Source organism: Virgibacillus carmonensis (assembly GCF_057836705.1).
On sequence record NZ_JBYQFJ010000001.1, the window covers coordinates 263,960 to 284,182 of the forward strand.

13 protein-coding genes are annotated in these 20,223 nt (G+C 35.8%); 12 read left to right on the plus strand and 1 reads right to left on the minus strand.

Features of this window, described 5'->3' with window-relative positions:
- Positions 1–87 precede the first annotated feature (87 nt).
- The 4 genes from AC3G7N_RS01105 (at position 88) to AC3G7N_RS01120 (ending at position 2,975) form a co-directional block, all read left to right on the plus strand.
- On the plus strand, positions 88–522 hold the full coding sequence (locus tag AC3G7N_RS01105) for a class I mannose-6-phosphate isomerase (RefSeq protein WP_489420285.1): 435 nt from the start codon (positions 88–90) through the stop codon (positions 520–522).
- On the plus strand, positions 494–607 hold the full coding sequence (locus AC3G7N_RS01110) for a hypothetical protein (protein WP_489420286.1): 114 nt from the start codon (positions 494–496) through the stop codon (positions 605–607). Before AC3G7N_RS01105 ends, AC3G7N_RS01110 begins: the two co-directional genes overlap by 29 nt.
- Before the next feature lie 96 nt (positions 608–703).
- Positions 704–2,005, plus strand: coding sequence for an alpha-glucosidase/alpha-galactosidase (locus tag AC3G7N_RS01115; protein ID WP_489420287.1), 1,302 nt, complete (start codon positions 704–706; stop codon positions 2,003–2,005).
- 58 nt (positions 2,006–2,063) lie between these two features.
- Complete coding sequence (locus tag AC3G7N_RS01120; RefSeq protein WP_489420288.1) at positions 2,064–2,975, plus strand: ROK family protein; 912 nt, start codon at positions 2,064–2,066, stop codon at positions 2,973–2,975.
- Between the two features lie 93 nt (positions 2,976–3,068).
- On the opposite strand, the gene AC3G7N_RS01125 is transcribed toward AC3G7N_RS01120, so the two are convergent.
- On the minus strand, positions 3,069–6,155 hold the full coding sequence (locus AC3G7N_RS01125) for a beta-galactosidase (protein WP_489420289.1): 3,087 nt from the start codon (positions 6,153–6,155) through the stop codon (positions 3,069–3,071).
- A 319-nt stretch (positions 6,156–6,474) separates the two neighbouring features.
- Between AC3G7N_RS01125 and AC3G7N_RS01130 the strand changes: the two genes are divergently transcribed.
- From AC3G7N_RS01130 to AC3G7N_RS01165, 8 genes are all read left to right on the plus strand, one after another.
- A complete protein-coding gene (locus AC3G7N_RS01130) occupies positions 6,475–7,098 on the plus strand; it encodes a YesL family protein (protein ID WP_489420290.1) in 624 nt (207 codons plus the stop codon).
- Between the two features lie 37 nt (positions 7,099–7,135).
- Positions 7,136–9,385, plus strand: coding sequence for a helix-turn-helix domain-containing protein (locus tag AC3G7N_RS01135; protein WP_489420291.1), 2,250 nt, complete (start codon positions 7,136–7,138; stop codon positions 9,383–9,385).
- 433 nt (positions 9,386–9,818) lie between these two features.
- The gene (locus AC3G7N_RS01140) at positions 9,819–10,745 is read left to right on the plus strand and encodes an ABC transporter permease (RefSeq protein WP_489420330.1); all 927 of its coding nucleotides are present in this window, start codon (positions 9,819–9,821) and stop codon (positions 10,743–10,745) included.
- A 13-nt stretch (positions 10,746–10,758) separates the two neighbouring features.
- On the plus strand, positions 10,759–11,664 hold the full coding sequence (locus tag AC3G7N_RS01145) for a carbohydrate ABC transporter permease (RefSeq protein ID WP_489420292.1): 906 nt from the start codon (positions 10,759–10,761) through the stop codon (positions 11,662–11,664).
- 89 nt (positions 11,665–11,753) lie between these two features.
- Positions 11,754–13,349, plus strand: coding sequence for an extracellular solute-binding protein (locus tag AC3G7N_RS01150; protein ID WP_489420293.1), 1,596 nt, complete (start codon positions 11,754–11,756; stop codon positions 13,347–13,349).
- Between the two features lie 123 nt (positions 13,350–13,472).
- Entirely contained in the window at positions 13,473–16,607 is a 3,135-nt protein-coding gene (locus AC3G7N_RS01155) for an alpha-mannosidase (protein WP_489420294.1), read from the plus strand.
- Positions 16,608–16,619: 12 nt separating this feature from the next.
- On the plus strand, positions 16,620–17,318 hold the full coding sequence (locus AC3G7N_RS01160) for a copper homeostasis protein CutC (protein WP_489420295.1): 699 nt from the start codon (positions 16,620–16,622) through the stop codon (positions 17,316–17,318).
- Between the two features lie 18 nt (positions 17,319–17,336).
- The gene (locus tag AC3G7N_RS01165; RefSeq protein ID WP_489420296.1) at positions 17,337–20,072 is read left to right on the plus strand and encodes an alpha-mannosidase; all 2,736 of its coding nucleotides are present in this window, start codon (positions 17,337–17,339) and stop codon (positions 20,070–20,072) included.
- Positions 20,073–20,223: the final 151 nt, after the last annotated feature.

Sequence of the window (20,223 nt, forward strand, 5' to 3'; positions counted from 1 at the left end):
AATCTGGTTTTCGTAAAGCAACTTAGTTATGCTATCAAACAGACTATTCATAAATAAGGAATTTAATATATGATAAAGTGACAATAAATGATTGATGATGGAGATTGGAATAACTTATTGAGGCGTGTAAAAGTAGAACCTGGTGATTTTATTTATGTTCCAAGTGGGGCTATACACGCAATTGGCAAGGGTATCGTTATTTTAGAGACTCAGCAAAGCTCAGATATTACTTATCGTGTGTATGACTATGATCGTATGGATGCAAATGGCCAAACAAGGGAATTACATCTAGAACGTGCGGTAGAAGTGACTACTGTTCCACATCAACTAGCTGATATAGATCAACATGTGAAAAGGAATGAGGGATTAACGATAAAGAAATTAGTAAAAGAAAAGTTTTTCACTGTCTATCATTGGCAATTAGTTGGTAAAGTTACGCAAAGGTTAATGAGTGATTTTTTGCAAGTTAGTGATAGCGGGTTAGGCAGATATAATGGTTGGTGTAGAGAATTTTACTATTGAAAAAGGCAGTAATTTTATTCTGCCATATACAATAAAGGAGTACCAGTTATCAGGAGATGCGGAGTTCATTGTTTCACATACGTAATTAGGTTCTTGTATTTGTGAAGTATACCCAAATACTAATGTATTCCTCAAACGAATATAGTAGACTGTATTTAAATGATTAATAGGAGGGTTTACCATGTCTAAAATTACCTTTCTTGGGGCAGGGAGTACCGTTTTTGCAAAAAACGTACTTGGAGATTGTATGACTGTTGATTTACTCCAAGACTTTGAATTTGCTTTATTAGATATTGATCACGAAAGATTAAAAGATTCTGAAGCGATGCTGAAAAATTTAAAAGAAAGCCTAGGTTCAACTGTTAAAGTTGTTGTATACACTGATCAAAAAGAAGCTTTAAGAGGAGCAAAATATGTTATTAATGCTATTCAGGTCGGAGGCTATGACCCAAGTACAATCATAGACTTTAAGATTCCCCAAAAATATGGTTTACGTCAAACGATTGCAGATACCATCGGAATAGGAGGGATTTTTCGAAGTCTACGAACTATCCCTGTCATGATGGACTTTGCGAGAGATATGGAAGAAGTATGTCCAGATGCTTGGTTTTTAAATTATACAAATCCAATGGCTACATTAACCGGAGCTATGTTGCGTTATACGAATATTAAAACAGTAGGACTATGCCATAGTGTTCAAGTATGTGCGAATGAATTATTAGAATTATTAGGTATGCCTACTAATAATGTGCAATGGAAAATTGCTGGAATTAACCATATGGCGTGGTTGCTGGAAATCACCCAAAAAGGAAAGGATTTATATCCAGAAATTAAGAGAAGAGCAATAGTAAAACAAAAAACAAAACATCATGACATGATTCGATTAGAATTAATGCAGCGCTTTGGGTACTATATTACCGAATCCTCCGAACATAATGCTGAATATCATCCATACTTCATTAAAAGCCATTACCCTGAATTGATTGACCATTTCAATATTCCATTAGATGAATATCCTAAACGGTGTGTAAACCAAATGACAAGCTGGAAAAATATGCGAAATGATTTAGTTCATAATAAGGGGCTTACACATTCACGAACACATGAGTATGGGTCGCATATTATTGAAGCGATAGAGTCAAACATACCATACAAGATTGGTGGAAATGTCCTAAATACAGGTGGCTTGATCAATAATTTACCCGAAAAGGCGTGTGTGGAAGTACCTTGTTTAGTTGATGCAAGTGGTATAACACCTACTTATATTGGTGACTTACCTGAACAATTAGCAGCATTAAACCGAACTAATATTAATACACAATTACTTACTATCAAAGCAGCAATGACAAGGAAAAAAGAGCATGTGTATCAGGCAGCGATGTTAGATCCGCATACATCAGCTGAATTATCTATAGATGACATAATTTCCTTGTGTAATGAAATGATTGATGCACATGGGGAATGGTTACCCAGGTTTGATTAAGCTTGGATTGAGTTTTATACATAGTGAAAATACATTTATACCAGGGGGAATAACAGTTATGAACTATTCTGTCGGAGTTGATATTGGTGGAACAAAGGTAGCTATTGCAATCGTCAATAAATATGGTGAAATTATCGAGCAAAAGATTTTGCCTACTGATTTATCTATTTTACCAGAAGCTATGATTTTACAAATAAATAATGAAATAAAAAGTATTATTGAAATATCTAGGATACCAGATGCTGACATAATTGGGATAGGGATTGGTGCGCCAGGTCCATTGGATAGTAAAAGGGGTGTGATAACCTGTCCGCCGAACTTACAGACGTGGGTTGATATTCCTATCCAAGAGCTCGTACAAAAGCATTTTCCTTATCCGGTTAGATTGGAAAACGATGCAAGTGCAGCAACGCTTGCGGAAAAATGGATTGGTGCTGCGCAAGAAAATGATAACTTTGTTTATATGACTGTTAGCACGGGAGTTGGCTCAGGGATTGTGGCTGATGGAAAGCTTTTACGGGGCCTTAAAGGTAACGCTGGTGACATTGGACACACTGTTGTTGATCCATCCTTTGGACAATGTAACTGTGGTCAATATGGTTGTTTAGAATCGATTGTCTCTGGTACAGCAATTGCTAAAAGGGGTTCTGAGATTATGGGGGAAAGTTTATCAACAAAAGAGGTATTCGATCTATATGCGGAAGGAAATAAGAAAATAGTCGCTCTTATAGAAAATGTCTTTCGGGTGCTTGGTGTAGCATGTGTTACATTGATCAACACATTTGATACAGAAAAAATTGTCATTGGTGGTGGGGTCTCAAAAGTTGGGGAGCCTTTGTTTAAATCAATTAAAAGCTATGTAGGTCAATATGCACTAAATCCTACGGGACGTGAAACTGAAATAGTTCCTGCCAAATTAGAGCAAAGCGCTGGGGTAGTAGGTGCTGCGGCATTATGTTTCGATATATAATGAATTTAATCCGGGAATTCATTTAACCAAGCTAAAAAGAAGAGGGTTGCCACAAACATGAGGCAACCCTTTATATATAATCCAAGTCTTTTATTAATTTTCAGCCATTTCTACCTCAACCTCATCGGCACGATAAATACTTGAGATGTTTCCCTTTTTATCTGTTGCAAACATGATCGTTCTTTCAGCCTCGAGTAAAAATGAATAGGTTTTGTTCGTTTCGGAATCTTTAACTTTAACAGTTGTATCCTTAGAAAACTCGGATACAAAAATTAATAATGATCCATTTTCATACGATAATTTTCTCCCGTAATTTCCTGGAATATCTCCTTTTATCCAATCTAACCGTTTATGGACTCCTGCTTTAAGCATAGCATGGTCGTATAAAGCTATTATCGACTCACTTCTATCATTTAATTCAACTGGTAATGGGCTCCAAATAATTTCTCCTTTACCATAGGGAATTTCTTTTACAGCAGTGGCATTTTGGGCAAATAGTGAAACTTCCTTCAGTGTGTCAGCAATTCGTTCTCCGCCATATGAAACAGAATAGTGCTTGTCATTAATTTCAATCATTTCTTCCCGGACGATATTTTCAATACTGGTTGATCCAATAATATCAGACATTCTTCCTGTATCATGCCAGTAATCATCTATGTTAATAGGTCCAGTAAACAATAGCGTTATACCCTGTTCTTTTACGACTTCCAAAATGTTAGTAAGTGCTTCGTTGCTAAAATTGTGTGCACTAGGTACTACAACTAGTTTTGGCGGTTCGCTTTTCAAAGCACTGAGATGGTATTCACTTAATGCGCGGAATGGTGTTTTCATCTCGTAAGCTAATGTTCTTGTAAGATTCATTGTTGCATTTAATGCAAGTCTGCGATTTGAGAAATCATTAGAATATGGGAACACGACAGCGACTTCCTCTAGTTCCCGGTTCTTGAATAAATCACGTGTTTCTTTTATGAAAGTACCAAAATCATAGGAAACATTTGTTTCAGGCTTTTCGGTCCCATCTGCACGAATTGCACCTATATTCGATTCATTAATATTGTTCATATAGTAGTTTGTATTCCATAACCATTGTACAGCCCCAGCGCCACCGGTTGAAAAAGAATAAGCGTATTTTCTTTCTAAGATATTACGTAATTCTTCTTCACTTCTTTTAGCTTGGCTATTTGGATTTTCCACGTACATAATTCCAGTTTCCTGAATTAAGTTTGGCTTATTAGGAGACTTTGTAAAAATTCCATCCCAGACCAATTGATCCAGTAACCACCAGGTGTGGTTTGTTGTATAATCAACGACATCACTATAAAATAATGGTGATGGGCGTTGTCCAGCAAGTGCTTCATCTTGCCCAACAGTAACCAGTTGCTTTGGTACTAACCTTTTGATTGTTTCGGAAAGTTCCATTGCCCAACTGTTATGGATGTCCATTGTGAAAAATGTATAGTCTAACCATTTTAAGCCTTTTTTACCTGTAATCATATCTTTGACTCCAAAGTTGATATCACTAGCCTCAGGTGGTTCAATTGAGTCAAAGGATGGTAATTCTTGATCCGTCATGTTCCATTTTTCTTGAAGTTTACGTATTGATTTATGACGGTTTTTAAGCCATTCTCTATACGCTTTTCGTTCAAACTTATCATGAAGTGTACGAGGTCCTCCAAACGTACGGTTCGGATCAAATAATGATGGTTCATTAATTAAATCCCAATTAATGTTTGTTGTATCTGTATGTCTTGAAACAATTGCTGAAATAAAACGCTTTTGAGCTTCAACACTTCGTGGGTCAAGGTATGGATTTTCTCCATCCCAGGTTTCTGGTGTGAATGAAAAGAAATTAAATGTTACTTCAAGATCATGTTTTTTGGCACACAAGATGAATGCATCAATAGAACGCAACACATTCTCGTCAACATGTCCATCTACGAACATCATATTGCGCCATGCAGTCCAAATCCCTGTACGAATATAATTTATCCCAGCACGTTTCATTTGCGCCATATCTCTATCCCAAACATGTGGATTTGGTAAGAAAAGAAAATAGCGGGCAACATCTGATGTCATATAAGTCATTCCTACAATTGGCATTGGGTGTCCATTTTTTTGAAAATAGTCTCGATCACATGTCATAATGTCACCTGTTTGTAAAAGCTTCTTGTCCATCCCCCAAAAACCTTGGTGAAGAATACGTTTTTCACCAGTACTTGACTCAGTGTGACAGGTAATCGTGTATAATCCAGGCTTGATATCAATTGGGGCGATAAAAGATAGCGAATCCAATTGTCGGGTAGAATTTATAAGCTCTTTTTTTGAAAAAATTTTGTTATCATTTTTTGTGATGGTAAATGTCAATTCCCACTCTGTTGTGACATTTTTAAAGGACTGTAATTGATAGGTTACTTTTGGGCGTTCACCTTGATCATATGTAGCGTAGTTTGTTTTTAGCCACATTTCAGTTACACCGTTTTCAACAAACTCTGAGAATTTTTGTAAGGCTTTTGCTCCTTTTTCTTTCCAAAATGCTTCATTAACTTTTTGATTAATAAAGAGCCAACGTCCTCCTGTAAAATCCCCTTTTGTATTTTCAATCATTACACTAGGTGCAGCTACCTCACGACCATTTTTTGAGACGCCTTTTAGTAATGGATAAATACGTGCGTCCATTGGTCCAGCGGATCCCATTTCAGCCTCAATTGCATTAGATTTAGTAACATGTAATATAAAGTTATGCGTATCTTCAATTGTAAAAAGATCCTTCACATTGGAAAATAAGGGAATATCCTCATTATGTTGCAATGATGTGATTGGTTTGGAAGTTACGGGGAGAACTTCATGTATGTTTAACTGTTTATGGTAGGCTGTTTGTTCACGTTCCATTTCCCATCTCCCATCCAGCCTGTAACAGGGGATGCGAAATGGTATCCCACCAATATGAATAATTCCTTTCCCATCACTAAGAAAATTATAAATTGCTTGCCAAGCACTTTTCGGGAAATAGGGTCCATGTAAATTTATAAAACAATCCACTTCACTATTAATTAAGCTTTCTTCCAAAGAAACTGCATCAACAATGGTCGTTTCATTTTTAAAGTTGTTGAAAAATGAATGATCTGGTCTATCACCATCCATTGGAAAACTGGAATCATAGAAAATAACAATCTTACCCATGATAAATACCTCCGTTTTTAAGAAATATAATATGAAAATAGTAGATATACTAAACTTAATATCTTTTAAGTATTATAGCAACAAAAACAGATAGAATTTTTATAATAATTAAATATAACAAATGTAAGCGGTTTTATAAATGTGTCACAAAATGTTCAAATATGACGATTCTTGTGCTATAATAATAAAAAAGTTAGAAAATTAAGTTAGCAAAATTTAAAAGAAATCGGCTAATCTTGCCGGTTTCTTTTAATCTAGCCCCGTGTTCATGATTTATAGGCTACCAAAAGTGTCTTCGTAAGAGAGGGAAGTGACTAAAATGACATCTATAAATGGGATTTTTAAATGGTTTTATGATATTGGAAATTGGTTAGCTAAAGTAATGTATCTCCATTTTCTTTGGGTAATTTTCACAGTAATAGGGCTGGTTGTATTTGGTATCGCACCCGCAACAACCGCTCTATTCTCAATTATTCATAAGTGGTTTGAAGAGGGTTTTGACATTCCGATATTCAAGAATTTTTATTCTGTATATAAAACTCAATTCATAAAATCCAATGGGATAGGAATTATTATGATAGCTTTAGGGTTATTTTTATATTTTGATATAAGGATTTCGAAACAATTAATTCAATCGTTCTATCTACATATTATTTTATTGGTTATTAGTTTTTTGTATTTTATTACAGCACTCTATATAATCCCTGTTTTCACGCGTTATGAGCTCAAGTTTTTCTTCTATTTTAAACAATCGTTTTTAGTTGCACTTGCAAGACCCATAGAATCGATAGCGATGATCATTAGTCTGCTTCTATTGTATTATTTATTTAGTATTTTACCGATTCTCCTAATTTTTGCGGGTTCATCAATTATTGCATATCCTCTTGCATGGTTTGCATATCGGGCATGTCTTCAAATAGAAGAAAAAAAATACCCAAAGTAGTGATTTATGCGTTATTTAGTTATAGGGAGATGAGAATTTGGTTAAGTTTAATAGGGTTAAATCCCGACTACTAGTGAAATATATTGTCTCTTATTTACTGATTTTCCTTGTCCCTTTTATGATAATGAGTACTATTATCTATTATAATTCTGTTTCAAGCCTACGCGAGGAAATTGAGAAATCAACCATTAATAAATTGCAACAAGTAGAAAGTATAACAAACGAACGCATGAAAGAATTAGAAACACTAGCAGCTAGAATTTCATATGATCCCAGACTAACACCCTACATGATTAGTCAAAACTATTACAGGGGTTTGGCAATCGAAGAATTAAATAAATATGAGGCGAATAGCTCGATCATTGAAGATGTATTTGTCTATTACTACGGTGATAATAGAATATATTCCACTAGTGGTTCGTTTTCTATTAAAACTTTACTAGATAAGTATGGATTTAATCAATGGGGAATAGATAACTTTATACAAGACCTACATACAAAAACGCCATTAATAAAGCCTATAAGCACTAATAATGAAAAATATAACGAGATGATATCCTATATATTCCCGATAAAACCAAAGAACCCCAATCCGTACGGAGCGGTCATGTATCTCATAGAAGAGTCGGAGATAACAGGTCTAATTCAAAACATATTTGGTGAATTTAAGGGGAATTCTTATATTCTCTCTGAGGATAATAAAGTACTTGCATCAACCATTAACGATCAGTCGACTAATATAAAGAATTTTAATTCTTTGCCCATTAATAATAATGGTATAGATAATGTTGAAATAAATGGAAAAGATTATTCTCTAGCATCCGTTAAGTCAGAGCTTAGTGGCTGGACTTTTATAACATTGATGAATGCAGATCAATTCTTTGAAGAGCTTGCTGATGCTAAATTATTAATTATGTTAATATTATTTACTCTTTTACTTATCGGTTTAATTTTGGCTGTTTTGCTTGGGAAAAAACAATATAAGCCAATACAAAATTTGTTTGAAATAACAAATAAAAATGATAAGTTGAATAGTGGTGTAAAAGGTATAAATGAATTAGAGACCATTCATAATGCGATTACAAATGTATTTAAAAATCATCAGACTTTGAATGAAACCATGTATAAGCAAAAACCATTTGCTAGGGATCAATTACTAGTTAAGTTATTAAAAGGTGACCTAAAAGATAATGAAGAAATAGATTCACTGTTACATTCGTTAACGATCAAAATGGAGGATGGTCACTACTTTGTGGCTATCGTATATTTCGAAAAAGGAACATTTATTGAAGACAATATGGATGAAAGGGAAGAAGTTTTTAATTTATTGTCGAATATTTCACTTGATGATGTTACATTTTATGGTATCGATTTGCTTTATAATGACGCGATTGCTCTAGTGGTAAGTATGAACACAGGAACAAATAATGCTGACAAACAACGGCTTATGCTTATACCGCAAATTCAGCGCTATATTCAAGCTGCTGCCTCAATTGACCCTACTATCGGGGTTGGAAGATTATATAATGAAAAAAACATGATCAATCGATCCTATATTGAAGCACTTGCAGCAACTGAATATAAATTTATATACCCAAAAGGTAGCATTATTTATTTTGAGGGTATTTCCTCACAATCAGCACAGGAACTAGGTTATCCGAAAGATGAACAAATAAAGCTTGTACAAAGTTTAAAACAAGGGGATCAGATTGTTGCTACAGAAACATTAAGCAATATGTTTGTGACTCTTAAAAATAAAGATTTATCCATTCAAGTACTAAAGTGTATCTGTTTTGATATTATTAATTCAATAGTAAAAGCGACTTCCGAGCTAGGGCTGACCCAACATATTCATGATTTTAATGGAATCGTTGACTTTAGCTCAATTGAACATTTAAACAAACAGCTCAACACTGTAGTTATATCTATATGTGAAGAGGTTGGTGCGAAAAAAGAAAGTCATAACGATAAATTACGAAATGATATATTAGATTACATTAAGTTAAATTATAATTTATACGATTTATCTTTAGAAAAGATAGCAATGGAGTTTCAATTATCTATTTCGTATCTTAGTAGATTTATAAAAGAACAAACTGGTGGCACATTTACACAATATGTACAAGGTTTTCGCATGGAAGAAGTGAAAAAACAATTAAAAGAAACAGATTTACCAGTAAAAAAGATTGTAACAGAAGTGGGCTATAAGGATGTTGCAAATTTCACAAGGAAATTCAGGGGGATAATCGGTGTAACACCTGGACAGTACCGTAAATTAAATAGGTAACAGTAAACTACTAGAATACCTTGTTTCTTACAGGGTATTCTTTTTTTCATTCGCAGCAAAAACATGCGCATTCGTTGTTAAAGTCAATGTAAATATGAGTATCTCTAAACAGAAAATTCACTTCTACTAATTATGGGCATACCCCAAAAATTTTCACTTTAAACGCTGTTATACAGCAGTTTGTAATCATTTATGTAAAGAAATACATAGGAAAATAAAATTGACATACTAGGCCATTAACAACCCATTAACATGTATACGTTTTCATCTTAATGGTTCTAGTTGAAACAATTTTAGCAAAATTAACATATTGATTATATTTTCTGAAAAAGATACGATGTAAGCAGTTTCATAGAAGGGGGAAGGTTATAGCATGAGCACGAGTACAGCAACAGTCTTACAACAAGAAGATGAAGAAAAACCAAAGTCCAATATGCCTAAAAAAAAGAAAAAAAAACCTAAAAAGAATAGAAAAATTCTAGAAAATTGGCAGTTATACCTATTTGTACTTCCAGCGCTTTTATATTTTGTTATCTTCCATTATATCCCTATGTATGGTTTGCAAATTGCATTTAAAGATTTTATTCCTGCATTGGGAATATGGGGAAGTGAATGGGTAGGATTTGAACATTTTGCAAGATTTTTTGACTCTTATTATTTTTGGAATCTATTAAAGAATACACTATCTATTAATGTCTATGAATTAGTTGTTGGTTTTCCATTACCAATTATTTTAGCGCTATTATTAAATGAAGTAAAAGATGGTATCTATAAAAAGAGCGTTCAAACCGTGACATATGCTCCCCATTTTATTTCGGTTGTTGTAATGGCTGGTATGATCATTGCGTTTCTATCACCAGCAACAGGTATAGTTAACCACTTTATTGAATTGCTTGGTTTTGAACCGATTCGGTTTTTGGCTGATCCCGATTGGTTTAAATCTGTATTCGTGCTTTCAGGTGTATGGCAGAATACAGGTTGGGGAACAATCATTTACCTTGCTGCTCTTGCCGGTGTTGATATGCAACAACATGAAGCCGCCATTGTAGATGGGGCATCAAGGCTGCAGCGAATATTGTACATAAATATCCCTGCACTAGTCCCAACAATGGTTATCTTATTAATATTAAACATTGGTAATTTTCTTGCGGTCGGTTTTGAAAAAATATTACTTTTACAAAATCCACTTAACCTTGAGTCTTCAAACGTTATTGCAACATTTGTCTATACTGCTGGTTTATTAGAAGCTCAGTACAGCTTTGCCGCTGCTGTAGGGTTATTCAATGCAATTATTAATGCCACTTTACTAGTTGTTGTAAATCAGATTGCTAAAAAGACAAGTGAAACAAGTCTATGGTAAGGGGGAGATTGATATGGGAGCAGTTATAAAAGAAACTAAGGCTGACAAAATTTTCAATGTATGTAATATTTCATTTCTTTTTATTGCATTAGCAGTAGTACTATATCCATTGATATATATTGTTAGTGCATCAGTAAGTGATCCATCACAAGTGAATTCTGGAGAAATGTGGCTTCTACCTAAAGGATTTACTTTGGAAGGATACAAACTAATTTTTGAAAATGACCAAATTTGGCGAGGTTATCTCAATACTATTTTTTATACCGTTCTTGGCACTTTAATTAATTTAGCGGTTACTCTTCCAGCTGCCTATGCATTGGCACGAAAAGATTTTGTCGGTAGAGGGTTTATTACGGGTCTTTTCGTACTAACCATGTTTTTCAGTGGTGGGTTAATTCCAACCTATTTACTAGTTAAAGATTTGGGCCTAATTGATACAGTTTGGGCAATGGTTTTACCTAATGCCGCTGCAGTATGGAATATTATTATTTGCCGTATATTTTTCCAGGTTACAATACCTACTGAATTGGAAGAATCAGCTCGTATCGATGGGTGTTCCAATTTTAAGATGTTTATGAAAATTGTATTGCCATTGTCTGCACCAATCATTGCTGTAATGGCGCTGTTTTATGGTGTTGGTCACTGGAACGGATATTTTAACGCATTAATCTACTTATCTGACAAAAACCTGTATCCGCTTCAATTAGTTTTAAGAGAAATACTTGTAATGCAAGAAATGTCATCATCGGCCACAAATATATCAGAAAGTATGGCCACAGCAATGCATAGTAAGGAACAATTAGCTGCAATAATCAAGTATGGGGTTATGATTGTCTCTACATTACCGATAATCATTGTTTATCCATTCTTACAACGCTATTTTGTTAAGGGTGTTATGATTGGCTCACTTAAAGGTTAGGATTTGAAATTTACTATTAAGGGGGGATGCCTTTAAAGATGGGGTAAGCTGAATTTTTAATTATAATAGTTTGAAAGGGGATGTATTAGTTGAAAAAATCACTGCGTATTATGTTTGTTGCCATTTTTGCATTATTACTTCTAGTCGCCTGCTCAGAGGAAGCGACTGAAAAAAGTGATGAGGAAGCTGTACCCGTAAACGATGAAGGGTTCCCAATTGTCGATGAAGAAGTCAAATTATCACTAATAGCACCAGGTACTGGTATGGCGGAATGGAAAGACATGCCTACATTACAAAAGTACTCAGAAATGACCAATATAAATTTTGACTATAAGACACCTCCAATGAGTGACTTCAAAACGAAATTAAATTTAGCGTTTGCTAGTGGGGATATAGAAGACATTATTTATGCAGCTGGATCTTCTAATTTGACACCTGCTATGGAAGTTGACTATGGAAAGCAAGGAGTGCTGTTACCTTTAGAGGACCTTATAGCTGAACACGCTCCAAATATTCAAAAAATGTTCGAAGAAAACCCAGCTGTCAAAAAATCTGTTACTACAGTGGATGGTCATATCTATTCATTACCGAGGGTATCTAAAGGAGATACATCTATTTGGTATAGAGGGCCAATGTGGTATAACGGGACATGGTTAGAAGCTTTGGATGTTAAGGAACTACCTAAGACCACTGAAGAATTTTACGAATTATTAAAACGATTTAAGACAGAAGATCCTAACGGTAACGGAAAAGCAGATGAAATTCCATTAACCGATGTCAAAATGGATAGTACTCGTCCATGGCTATTAGGTGCTTTTGGCATGAAAGAATGGGGTATTGAGGAAGTTGATGGAAATGTCAGGTATACCCCCATTCAATCTGAGTATAAAGAATATTTAAAGTATATGAATAAACTTTATGAAGAAAAATTATTAGATCAGGAGGTATTCGCCCAATCGGATGAGCAGAAAAAAGCAAAAGGAAAAGCGAACAGGGTTGGAGTATTCCCAGATTATTTCTCATTCTTTACACTGGGTGAAAGCCCAGAAGAGGCTCTTAATGACCCAATGTTTTTTCCATTAACTAGTCCTGTATCGGAAGAACCGCTATTTCCGCGTAGCACAGGAATTAATAGAGGTACTTTTTCAATTACGAAAAACAATCCAAATCCAGCAGCATCAATACGTTGGGTTGATTACTTCTATTCACAAGAGGGCTATGAATTTCTAAACCGAGGCCCTGAAGGACATCTCTGGACATGGGTCGACGAAGATGGGGGAGCTAAAAAGGAACTTCCTTTACCAGACGGTTTTGAAAGTCTAGAAGATTATCGTGGAACTCTTACACCTGACTATGGACTTACTACACCTGCTTTAACTGGTCCAATTGAAGGGCTGGAAAAGAGCGAGTTTGACAAGTTTATTTCATCTGAAACGAGAGATAAGGTAGAACCATATGCAGAAGTTCCTTATCCGCTTGTTTATTTAAAGGCAGAAGAACAGGAAGAGGTTTCTAGAATACAGGCTGACTTGGAGACGTATGTTCGACAAATGGAGGCTAAGTTTATAACTGGTGTTGAACCTCTATCAAATTGGGATAAATATGTCCAAACAATTAAAGATATGAACGTTGAGAGTTTAGTGAAAATTCATCAAGATGCCTATGACCGTTGGGAAAATGGCTAATTAAATCATTTAGTAAATATTTCGTATTTAAATGGTAACAGTGGCTCGAATGACCCTTTAGATAAAGGCTTTCATACGAGCCCTAATAATTATAAACTCTTCAAAGATAAAGGTGGCTTGCATATGTTTTTGACAGAAGAAAAAGCAAAATCACGTATTAATGAGATAGCGATGTATCGGTACCGAAATCCAATTAAATTGTCTGAATGGAAATTTGTTGTTGATGAAGCAGGAGAGGTTGGTAGCTACCCACCGGATGATAGTTCTTCCATTATAAAAATAGGAGAACGGTGGCAAGGGCGAGATTTATATGCATGGTTATCAACAGAGGTTAGAATTCCGAACAACTGGTCTAGCAAAAAAATTGTCGGTTTGTTTGACTTTGGTAGAACTGGGGGAGGAAATAACTCGGGATTTGAGTCCCTTTTATTTTTAAACGGAGAACCTTATCAAGGTGTAGATTCTAATCACCAGGAAGTTTTTATTTCTGAGGAGAATGCTGGGGAAAATCTAATGTTTGACTTTAGGTTATGGTCAGGCCTTGAAGGAGGGGGTCAGCCTGTAGAACAGGAGTATAAATTTCAGCGTGCAGAAGTTGTATGGCTAGATGAGCAAGTTGATAACTACTACTTTGATGCAAAAGCTGTGCTTGAAACCATACTAGTATTAAATGATAATCAGCCAGAACGACATAAGTTGTTGAACGCACTTAATCAATCTATCAATCTAATTAATTGGTTGACACCTGGTTCAAATGAATTCTATGAATCTGTATATGACGCACAATCTTATTTGGAAGAACAATTAAATGAAATGGAAAAAAACCACGCCGTAACATTTCACTGTGTAGGTCACACACATATCGATGTCGCCTGGCTGTGGCGTCTAAAACATACAAGAGAAAAATCAGCACGATCTTTTTCAACGGTATTGCGTTTAATGGAACAATATCCTGAATATATTTTCATGCAAGGTCAACCGCAATTGTATGAATATATTAAACATGATTATCCAGAAATCTATGAAAAAATGAAGGAACGTATAACAGATGGTCGGTGGGAAACAGATGGAGGAATGTGGCTTGAGGCCGATTGTAACATACCATCTGGAGAATCGCTTGTTCGCCAGTTGCTGTTAGGATCAAATTTTCTTCGCGATGAATTCAATACAGAATGTGAATATTTGTGGCTACCAGATGTGTTTGGGTACAGTTGGGCATTGCCGCAGATACTGAAAAAGTCAGGAATTAAGACGTTTATGACAACTAAAATAAGTTGGAGTCAGTACAACCGAATGCCACACGATACATTTAAATGGCGTGGTATTGATGGAAGCGAAATATTGACTCATTTTATAACCACGACAGAGCCGTGGCCAGAATCAAGATATTATACTTACAATGGCTTTATTACACCTCAAGTAGTAAAGGAATCATGGGATGCTTACAAGGATAAAAATATAAATCAAGATCTTCTGCTTTCCTATGGATATGGGGATGGTGGAGGAGGGGTTAATCGGGAGATGCTTGAAATGCGCCGGCGCATTGATAAAATCCCTGGATTACCACATGCAAAAACCTCTACTGCCGGAGATTATTTTAGAAATTTGCATAAAACAGTTGAAGAAACAGATGAATATGTCCATACGTGGGATGGAGAGTTATACCTTGAGTTTCACCGAGGGACATATACGAGCCAGGCGTATATGAAACGCATGAACCGAAAATTAGAATTACTTTATCGGGAAAGTGAATGGATAAGTGTATTAAATGGTATCCATCAAAATGAGTTATCAGCTTATCCACAAGCTAAATTGACTGAAGGTTGGAAGACGATATTACGAAATCAATTCCATGACATTATCCCTGGTTCCTCCATAAAAGAAGTATACGAAGATGCTAAAAAAGAGTATGAAGAAGCAGAGAGACTAGGTGAAAGTGTATGGGGTCAATCATCCCAATCACTATTACAGGTAACAAAAGAAAATTTATGGACTGTATTTAATTCAGCTCCTTGGAAAAGAAATGACTTGATATTTGTCCCTGAATCAAAACAACTTGGCGAAGGAATATGGAGAGGTATCGAGGGTAATAAGCTCGTTGCACAGCATACAGATAAAGGTTGGTATGTCCAGATGGAGAACATTCCGGCAATGGGATATACAAAGCTTGAGTTTTACCCGGGATCTAATCGTAGTGAGAATCCACAGCATGAATTATTTGAATTAACAAATTCTAGTATCAAGACACCACATTATGCTATTAAATGGAATAATAAAGGGCATCTAACAAGTATTTATGATCTGGAAAATAAACGAGAAGTGTTAGCTGAAAATGTATCTGGAAACGTTTTGCAGGTTTTTGAAGACAAACCACTTATGTTTGACGCTTGGGATATCGATATTTTTTACCAACAAAAAATGGAAGAAGTTGCTTCACTACAATCGGTTCAATTCTTGGAAAAAGGTGACACGCAAGCCTCTGTCCGCTTTGTTTGGAAATACGGTAGCTCGGTTATCCAACAAGATATGGTTTTATATACAACTAGCAGGAGAATTGATTTTAAAACGCATGTAGACTGGCGGGAAAAACAGCGTCTGTTAAAGGTCGCTTTTCCAGTTGAAATTCGTTCTACTGAAGCTACTTATGATATTCAATTTGGTAATGTGAAGCGCCCAACTCATTGGAATACAAGCTGGGATTATGCGCGCTTTGAAAGTGTAGGACACCAATGGGCTGATTTGTCCGAAGGTGGCTATGGGGTCAGTCTTCTTAATGATTGTAAGTATGGATATGATATCAAGGATAATGTAATAAGACTTTCCTTATTAAAAGCACCTGTCCACCCAGATCCAGACGCTGATCAAGGTCATCATGACTTTACGTATTCATTACTTCCTCATGAAGGTAGTTGGAAGAAAGGGAACACTGTCAAAGAAGCATGGTATTTAAATAACCCACTTACTTGTAATGAAGGAAGTAATAATCTTCAAGAATTATCTATGCTAGCTTGTTCTGAATCTAATATCATGATTGATGCAGTAAAAAAGGCGGAGTATAGTGACAAGATTGTTCTTAGAGTCCATGAGTTTGAAGGTATTCGTACTCAAGCAGAAATACGAAGTGATTTTACTATTGTGTCATGGCAGGAATGCGATTTAATGGAGAACCCTGTACTTGATAAAGTAAATGAAACTTGCATTAACTTCCAATTAAAACCATATGAAATTAAGACATTTTTTGTTGAATTTTCCAAATAAGGAGGCTTTAAGTTGAACTTCGAAGTAATTGCAACAAGTGTATATGATGCAAAAGTTGCTGAAGAAAACGGGGCAGACCGAATTGAACTAGTTACTGGAATTGCAGAAGGTGGTCTGACTCCTAGTTATGGGTTAATTAAAGAGGTTGTTAGAGCGGTAGATATTCCAGTAAATGTTATGATTCGGCCAAACAGTTATTCCTTTTGTTATAACAAGGAAGATCTATTCACTATGATTGAAGACGTTAAGGTTGCTCGGGAACTAGGAGCCATGGGAATCGTGTTGGGTACTCTAAAGTCTGATCATACAATTGATGAAACAGCTTTACAGAAACTTTTATCAGTAGCGGGTGAATTGAATGTAACTTTTCATCGAGCATTTGATGAAGTCGTTGACCAGGAAGCTGCTTTAACCACCTTATTAGGATTTTCTGAGGTTAATAGAATATTAACCTCAGGTGGGGAAAGAAGTGTTACCCGGGCTACAAATCAAATAAAGCGACTTAGACAACTTACTGACAATGAACCATGCGATATTATCGCGGGAAGTGGCTTAACCAGTGACAATGTTAAGGGATTTATAGAGCAAACGGGGGTTAAAGAAATACACTTTGGTTCAGGAGTTCGGTTAGATGGGCAGGCTTTAAAGCCAGTTGATCCAGAAAAGGTACGTGCAATTGTGAAAGTTATTAGAGGGTTAGAAGTTAAATAGTTTTTTGGAGGGTTAATTTTGGAGGATAAAAGATCTATACATATTATTTCTCACACCCATTGGGATAGGGAATGGTATTTACCATATGAGAAGCACCATGTCCTATTAACAAATCTGATGGATAAACTACTGGATACTTTGGAAAGAGATCCTAATTATAAAAGCTTTCATCTTGATGGGCAAACAATCATTTTAGATGATTATTTACAAATTCGTCCTGAAATGAAAGAGAAGCTTCAACGGTTTATTAAAGAAGGAAGAATACACATTGGTCCTTGGTATATTTTGCAGGATGAGTTTTTGACTAGTAGTGAAGCAAATATCCGCAATCTTCAATATGGGAGGAAGGATGCGGTACAATGGGGCAACGTTTCGAAAATCGGTTATTTTCCCGATTCATTCGGAAATATTGGTCAAGCACCACAAATTTTAAGTCAGGCTGGTATAGAACATGCAGTTTTTGGACGAGGTGTAAAACCAACAGGATTTAATAATACGGTTAGCGAAACTGATAATTATGAATCACCATATTCAGAAATGCACTGGCGCTCACCTGATGGGTCATCTGTTCTTGGTATTTTATTTGCTAATTGGTATTGCAACGGGAATGAAGTGCCAACAGACAAAACAGAAGCAAAAAAATACTGGGATCAACATCTCACATCGTTAGAAAAATACGCGTCAACAGCCCATATGCTGATGTTGAATGGTTGCGACCATCAGCCTATACAAACAAATTTACAGGAGGCAATTCAAACTGCTGAAAAATTGTATCCGAATATTGAATTCATTCATTCGAACTTTAATGATTATATTGAAAAACTTTCCACAGCGGTTCCTAAAGATTTAAAAGTGATTGATGGAGAATTACGCAGCCAACAAACAGACGGATGGGGAACGCTTGTAAATACAGCATCAGCACGTATATATATTAAACAAGTGAATCAATATTGCCAGACTCTCCTTGAGAAAGTAGCTGAACCTCTATCAACATTTGCCTACTTACAAGGAGAAAATTACAACCATCATTTGCTTGAATATGCTTGGAAAACATTGATGCAAAATCATCCACATGACAGTATTTGTGGATGTAGTGTTGACGAAGTTCATCGTGAAATGGTAACACGTTTTGAAAAAAGTAAACACGTTTCTGAAATGATAGTTGATGAAAGTCTAGAATCCATATCGAAACAAATTGATACAACAGGATTTGAAAAATGGGGTGGAAGTGCACTTCCATTTACTGTTTATAACACGACAGGGTGGAATCGTACGGGTGTAGTGTCAATTACACTGGATGTCAAAAGGGATTACTTTTCATCAGGTGTAAACAAAAAAGAGTTAAAAGAGTTTCCTTTAGGAGACAGGTTGTTAATTGATGAAGAAGGTAATGAATTTAACTGTAAAGTAGAGGATTTAGGGATCGCTTTTGATTATGATCTACCAGAAGAAAAATTCCGTCAACCGTACATGGCACGAAGAGTTCGTCTAACTTTTGAAGCGGAAAAGATTCCTGCTTTAGGCTATAAGACATTTGCATTTGTCCCAGAAGTTTCCCAACAGGATAAATCCAAAGAGGTTACTTCATTGTTTACGAATAAGGACCAAATGGAAAATGACTATTTGAAAGTAAAAATTGCAACTAATGGTTCCATAACCGTAACGGATAAAGCGAGTAGTCGTACGTTTGAAGAACTATGTGTGTATGAAGATACCGGCGATATTGGAAACGAATACATGTATAAACAACCGAACGGTGAACAAGCACGAACAACGAAAGATTTACAAGCTAAGGTGACAATAATAGAGGATACACCATTCCAAGCTAGTTTTGAGATTGTTCATGAATGGGAAATTCCAGCCAGTGCATCAGATTTACTTGATACAGAGCAAAAAGAACTTGTTTGGTTTACAGGTAGAAAATCTACACGCGTGGAAGAAAAAATTCCATTTACAATCAAAACGATTGTTACGTTAGAAAAGAATAGTAAAGGTATTGATGTGAAAACGTCCTATAACAATCAGGCAAAGGATCATCGTCTACGTGCATTGTTTCCTACGGATATTGAAACAAATGAACATCAGGCTGATTCAGCTTTTGAAGTAGTAAAACGTTTTAATGAACCATCAGAAGAGTGGGCGAATCCCGATAATTCGCAGCATCAACAAGCATTTGTCGACGTAAGCAATGACGGCGAAGGTTTAACTGTTGCCAATCTTGGATTAAATGAGTATGAAATAGTACGCGATGGTAGAAATACGATTGCGGTAACGTTATTAAGATCTGTAGGAGAGTTAGGCGATTGGGGCTATTTCCCAACACCTGAAGCACAATGTTTAGGAGAGCATTCTGTTTCATTTCGCATTTATCCACATGGAGGAAAAAAGGAAGTATCTAAGGCCTATCAAGATGCATACCAATATCAAGTTCCATGGTCGATGAAACAGACAGGTCTACATGACGGAGATTTACCAACTGTTCATTCATTTGTACAATGGGAGTCTAAAAATCTTGCCTTTTCATCAATGAAAGTAGCTAGCAAATCAGGTGATGTCATGATCCGGTGGTTTAATATGGCTGATGAGGACAGTTCTCTTCTAGTGAAATCACCGGCAAATTACAACAATGCTTATGTAAGTAATGTTATCGAAGAAAAAGAAGCGTCATTAAACGCAGACAGTAAAAACAATGTTCAGGTTTCAGTTCGTAAACATGAAATTGTTACGCTTGGGTTTGCAAAAGGTAATTCTTAATAAAGGCTGTTATCGCATAGTTTGTTGCTACCTGAGACCGCAGTTGGCATACACTCCGCTTTCCGCGGGCGGTCTGCGAGCCTCGCTGTTTCCGCAGGAGTTACGTGTATGTCAACTGCTCATAGCATCTTTCTAAGTGCAACTCGTTCAA

Excerpts from the sequence above, each read along its gene's own strand:
- AC3G7N_RS01105 (WP_489420285.1), top strand. The coding sequence starts at position 88 with ATGATTGATGATGGAGATTGGAATAACTTATTGAGGCGTGTAAAAGTA.
- AC3G7N_RS01110 (WP_489420286.1), top strand. The coding sequence starts at position 494 with ATGGTTGGTGTAGAGAATTTTACTATTGAAAAAGGCAGTAATTTTATT.
- AC3G7N_RS01115 (WP_489420287.1), top strand. The coding sequence starts at position 704 with ATGTCTAAAATTACCTTTCTTGGGGCAGGGAGTACCGTTTTTGCAAAA.
- AC3G7N_RS01120 (WP_489420288.1), top strand. The coding sequence starts at position 2,064 with ATGAACTATTCTGTCGGAGTTGATATTGGTGGAACAAAGGTAGCTATT.
- AC3G7N_RS01125 (WP_489420289.1), bottom strand. The coding sequence starts at position 6,155 with ATGGGTAAGATTGTTATTTTCTATGATTCCAGTTTTCCAATGGATGGT.
- AC3G7N_RS01130 (WP_489420290.1), top strand. The coding sequence starts at position 6,475 with ATGACATCTATAAATGGGATTTTTAAATGGTTTTATGATATTGGAAAT.
- AC3G7N_RS01140 (WP_489420330.1), top strand. The coding sequence starts at position 9,819 with ATGCCTAAAAAAAAGAAAAAAAAACCTAAAAAGAATAGAAAAATTCTA.
- AC3G7N_RS01145 (WP_489420292.1), top strand. The coding sequence starts at position 10,759 with ATGGGAGCAGTTATAAAAGAAACTAAGGCTGACAAAATTTTCAATGTA.
- AC3G7N_RS01155 (WP_489420294.1), top strand. The coding sequence starts at position 13,473 with ATGTTTTTGACAGAAGAAAAAGCAAAATCACGTATTAATGAGATAGCG.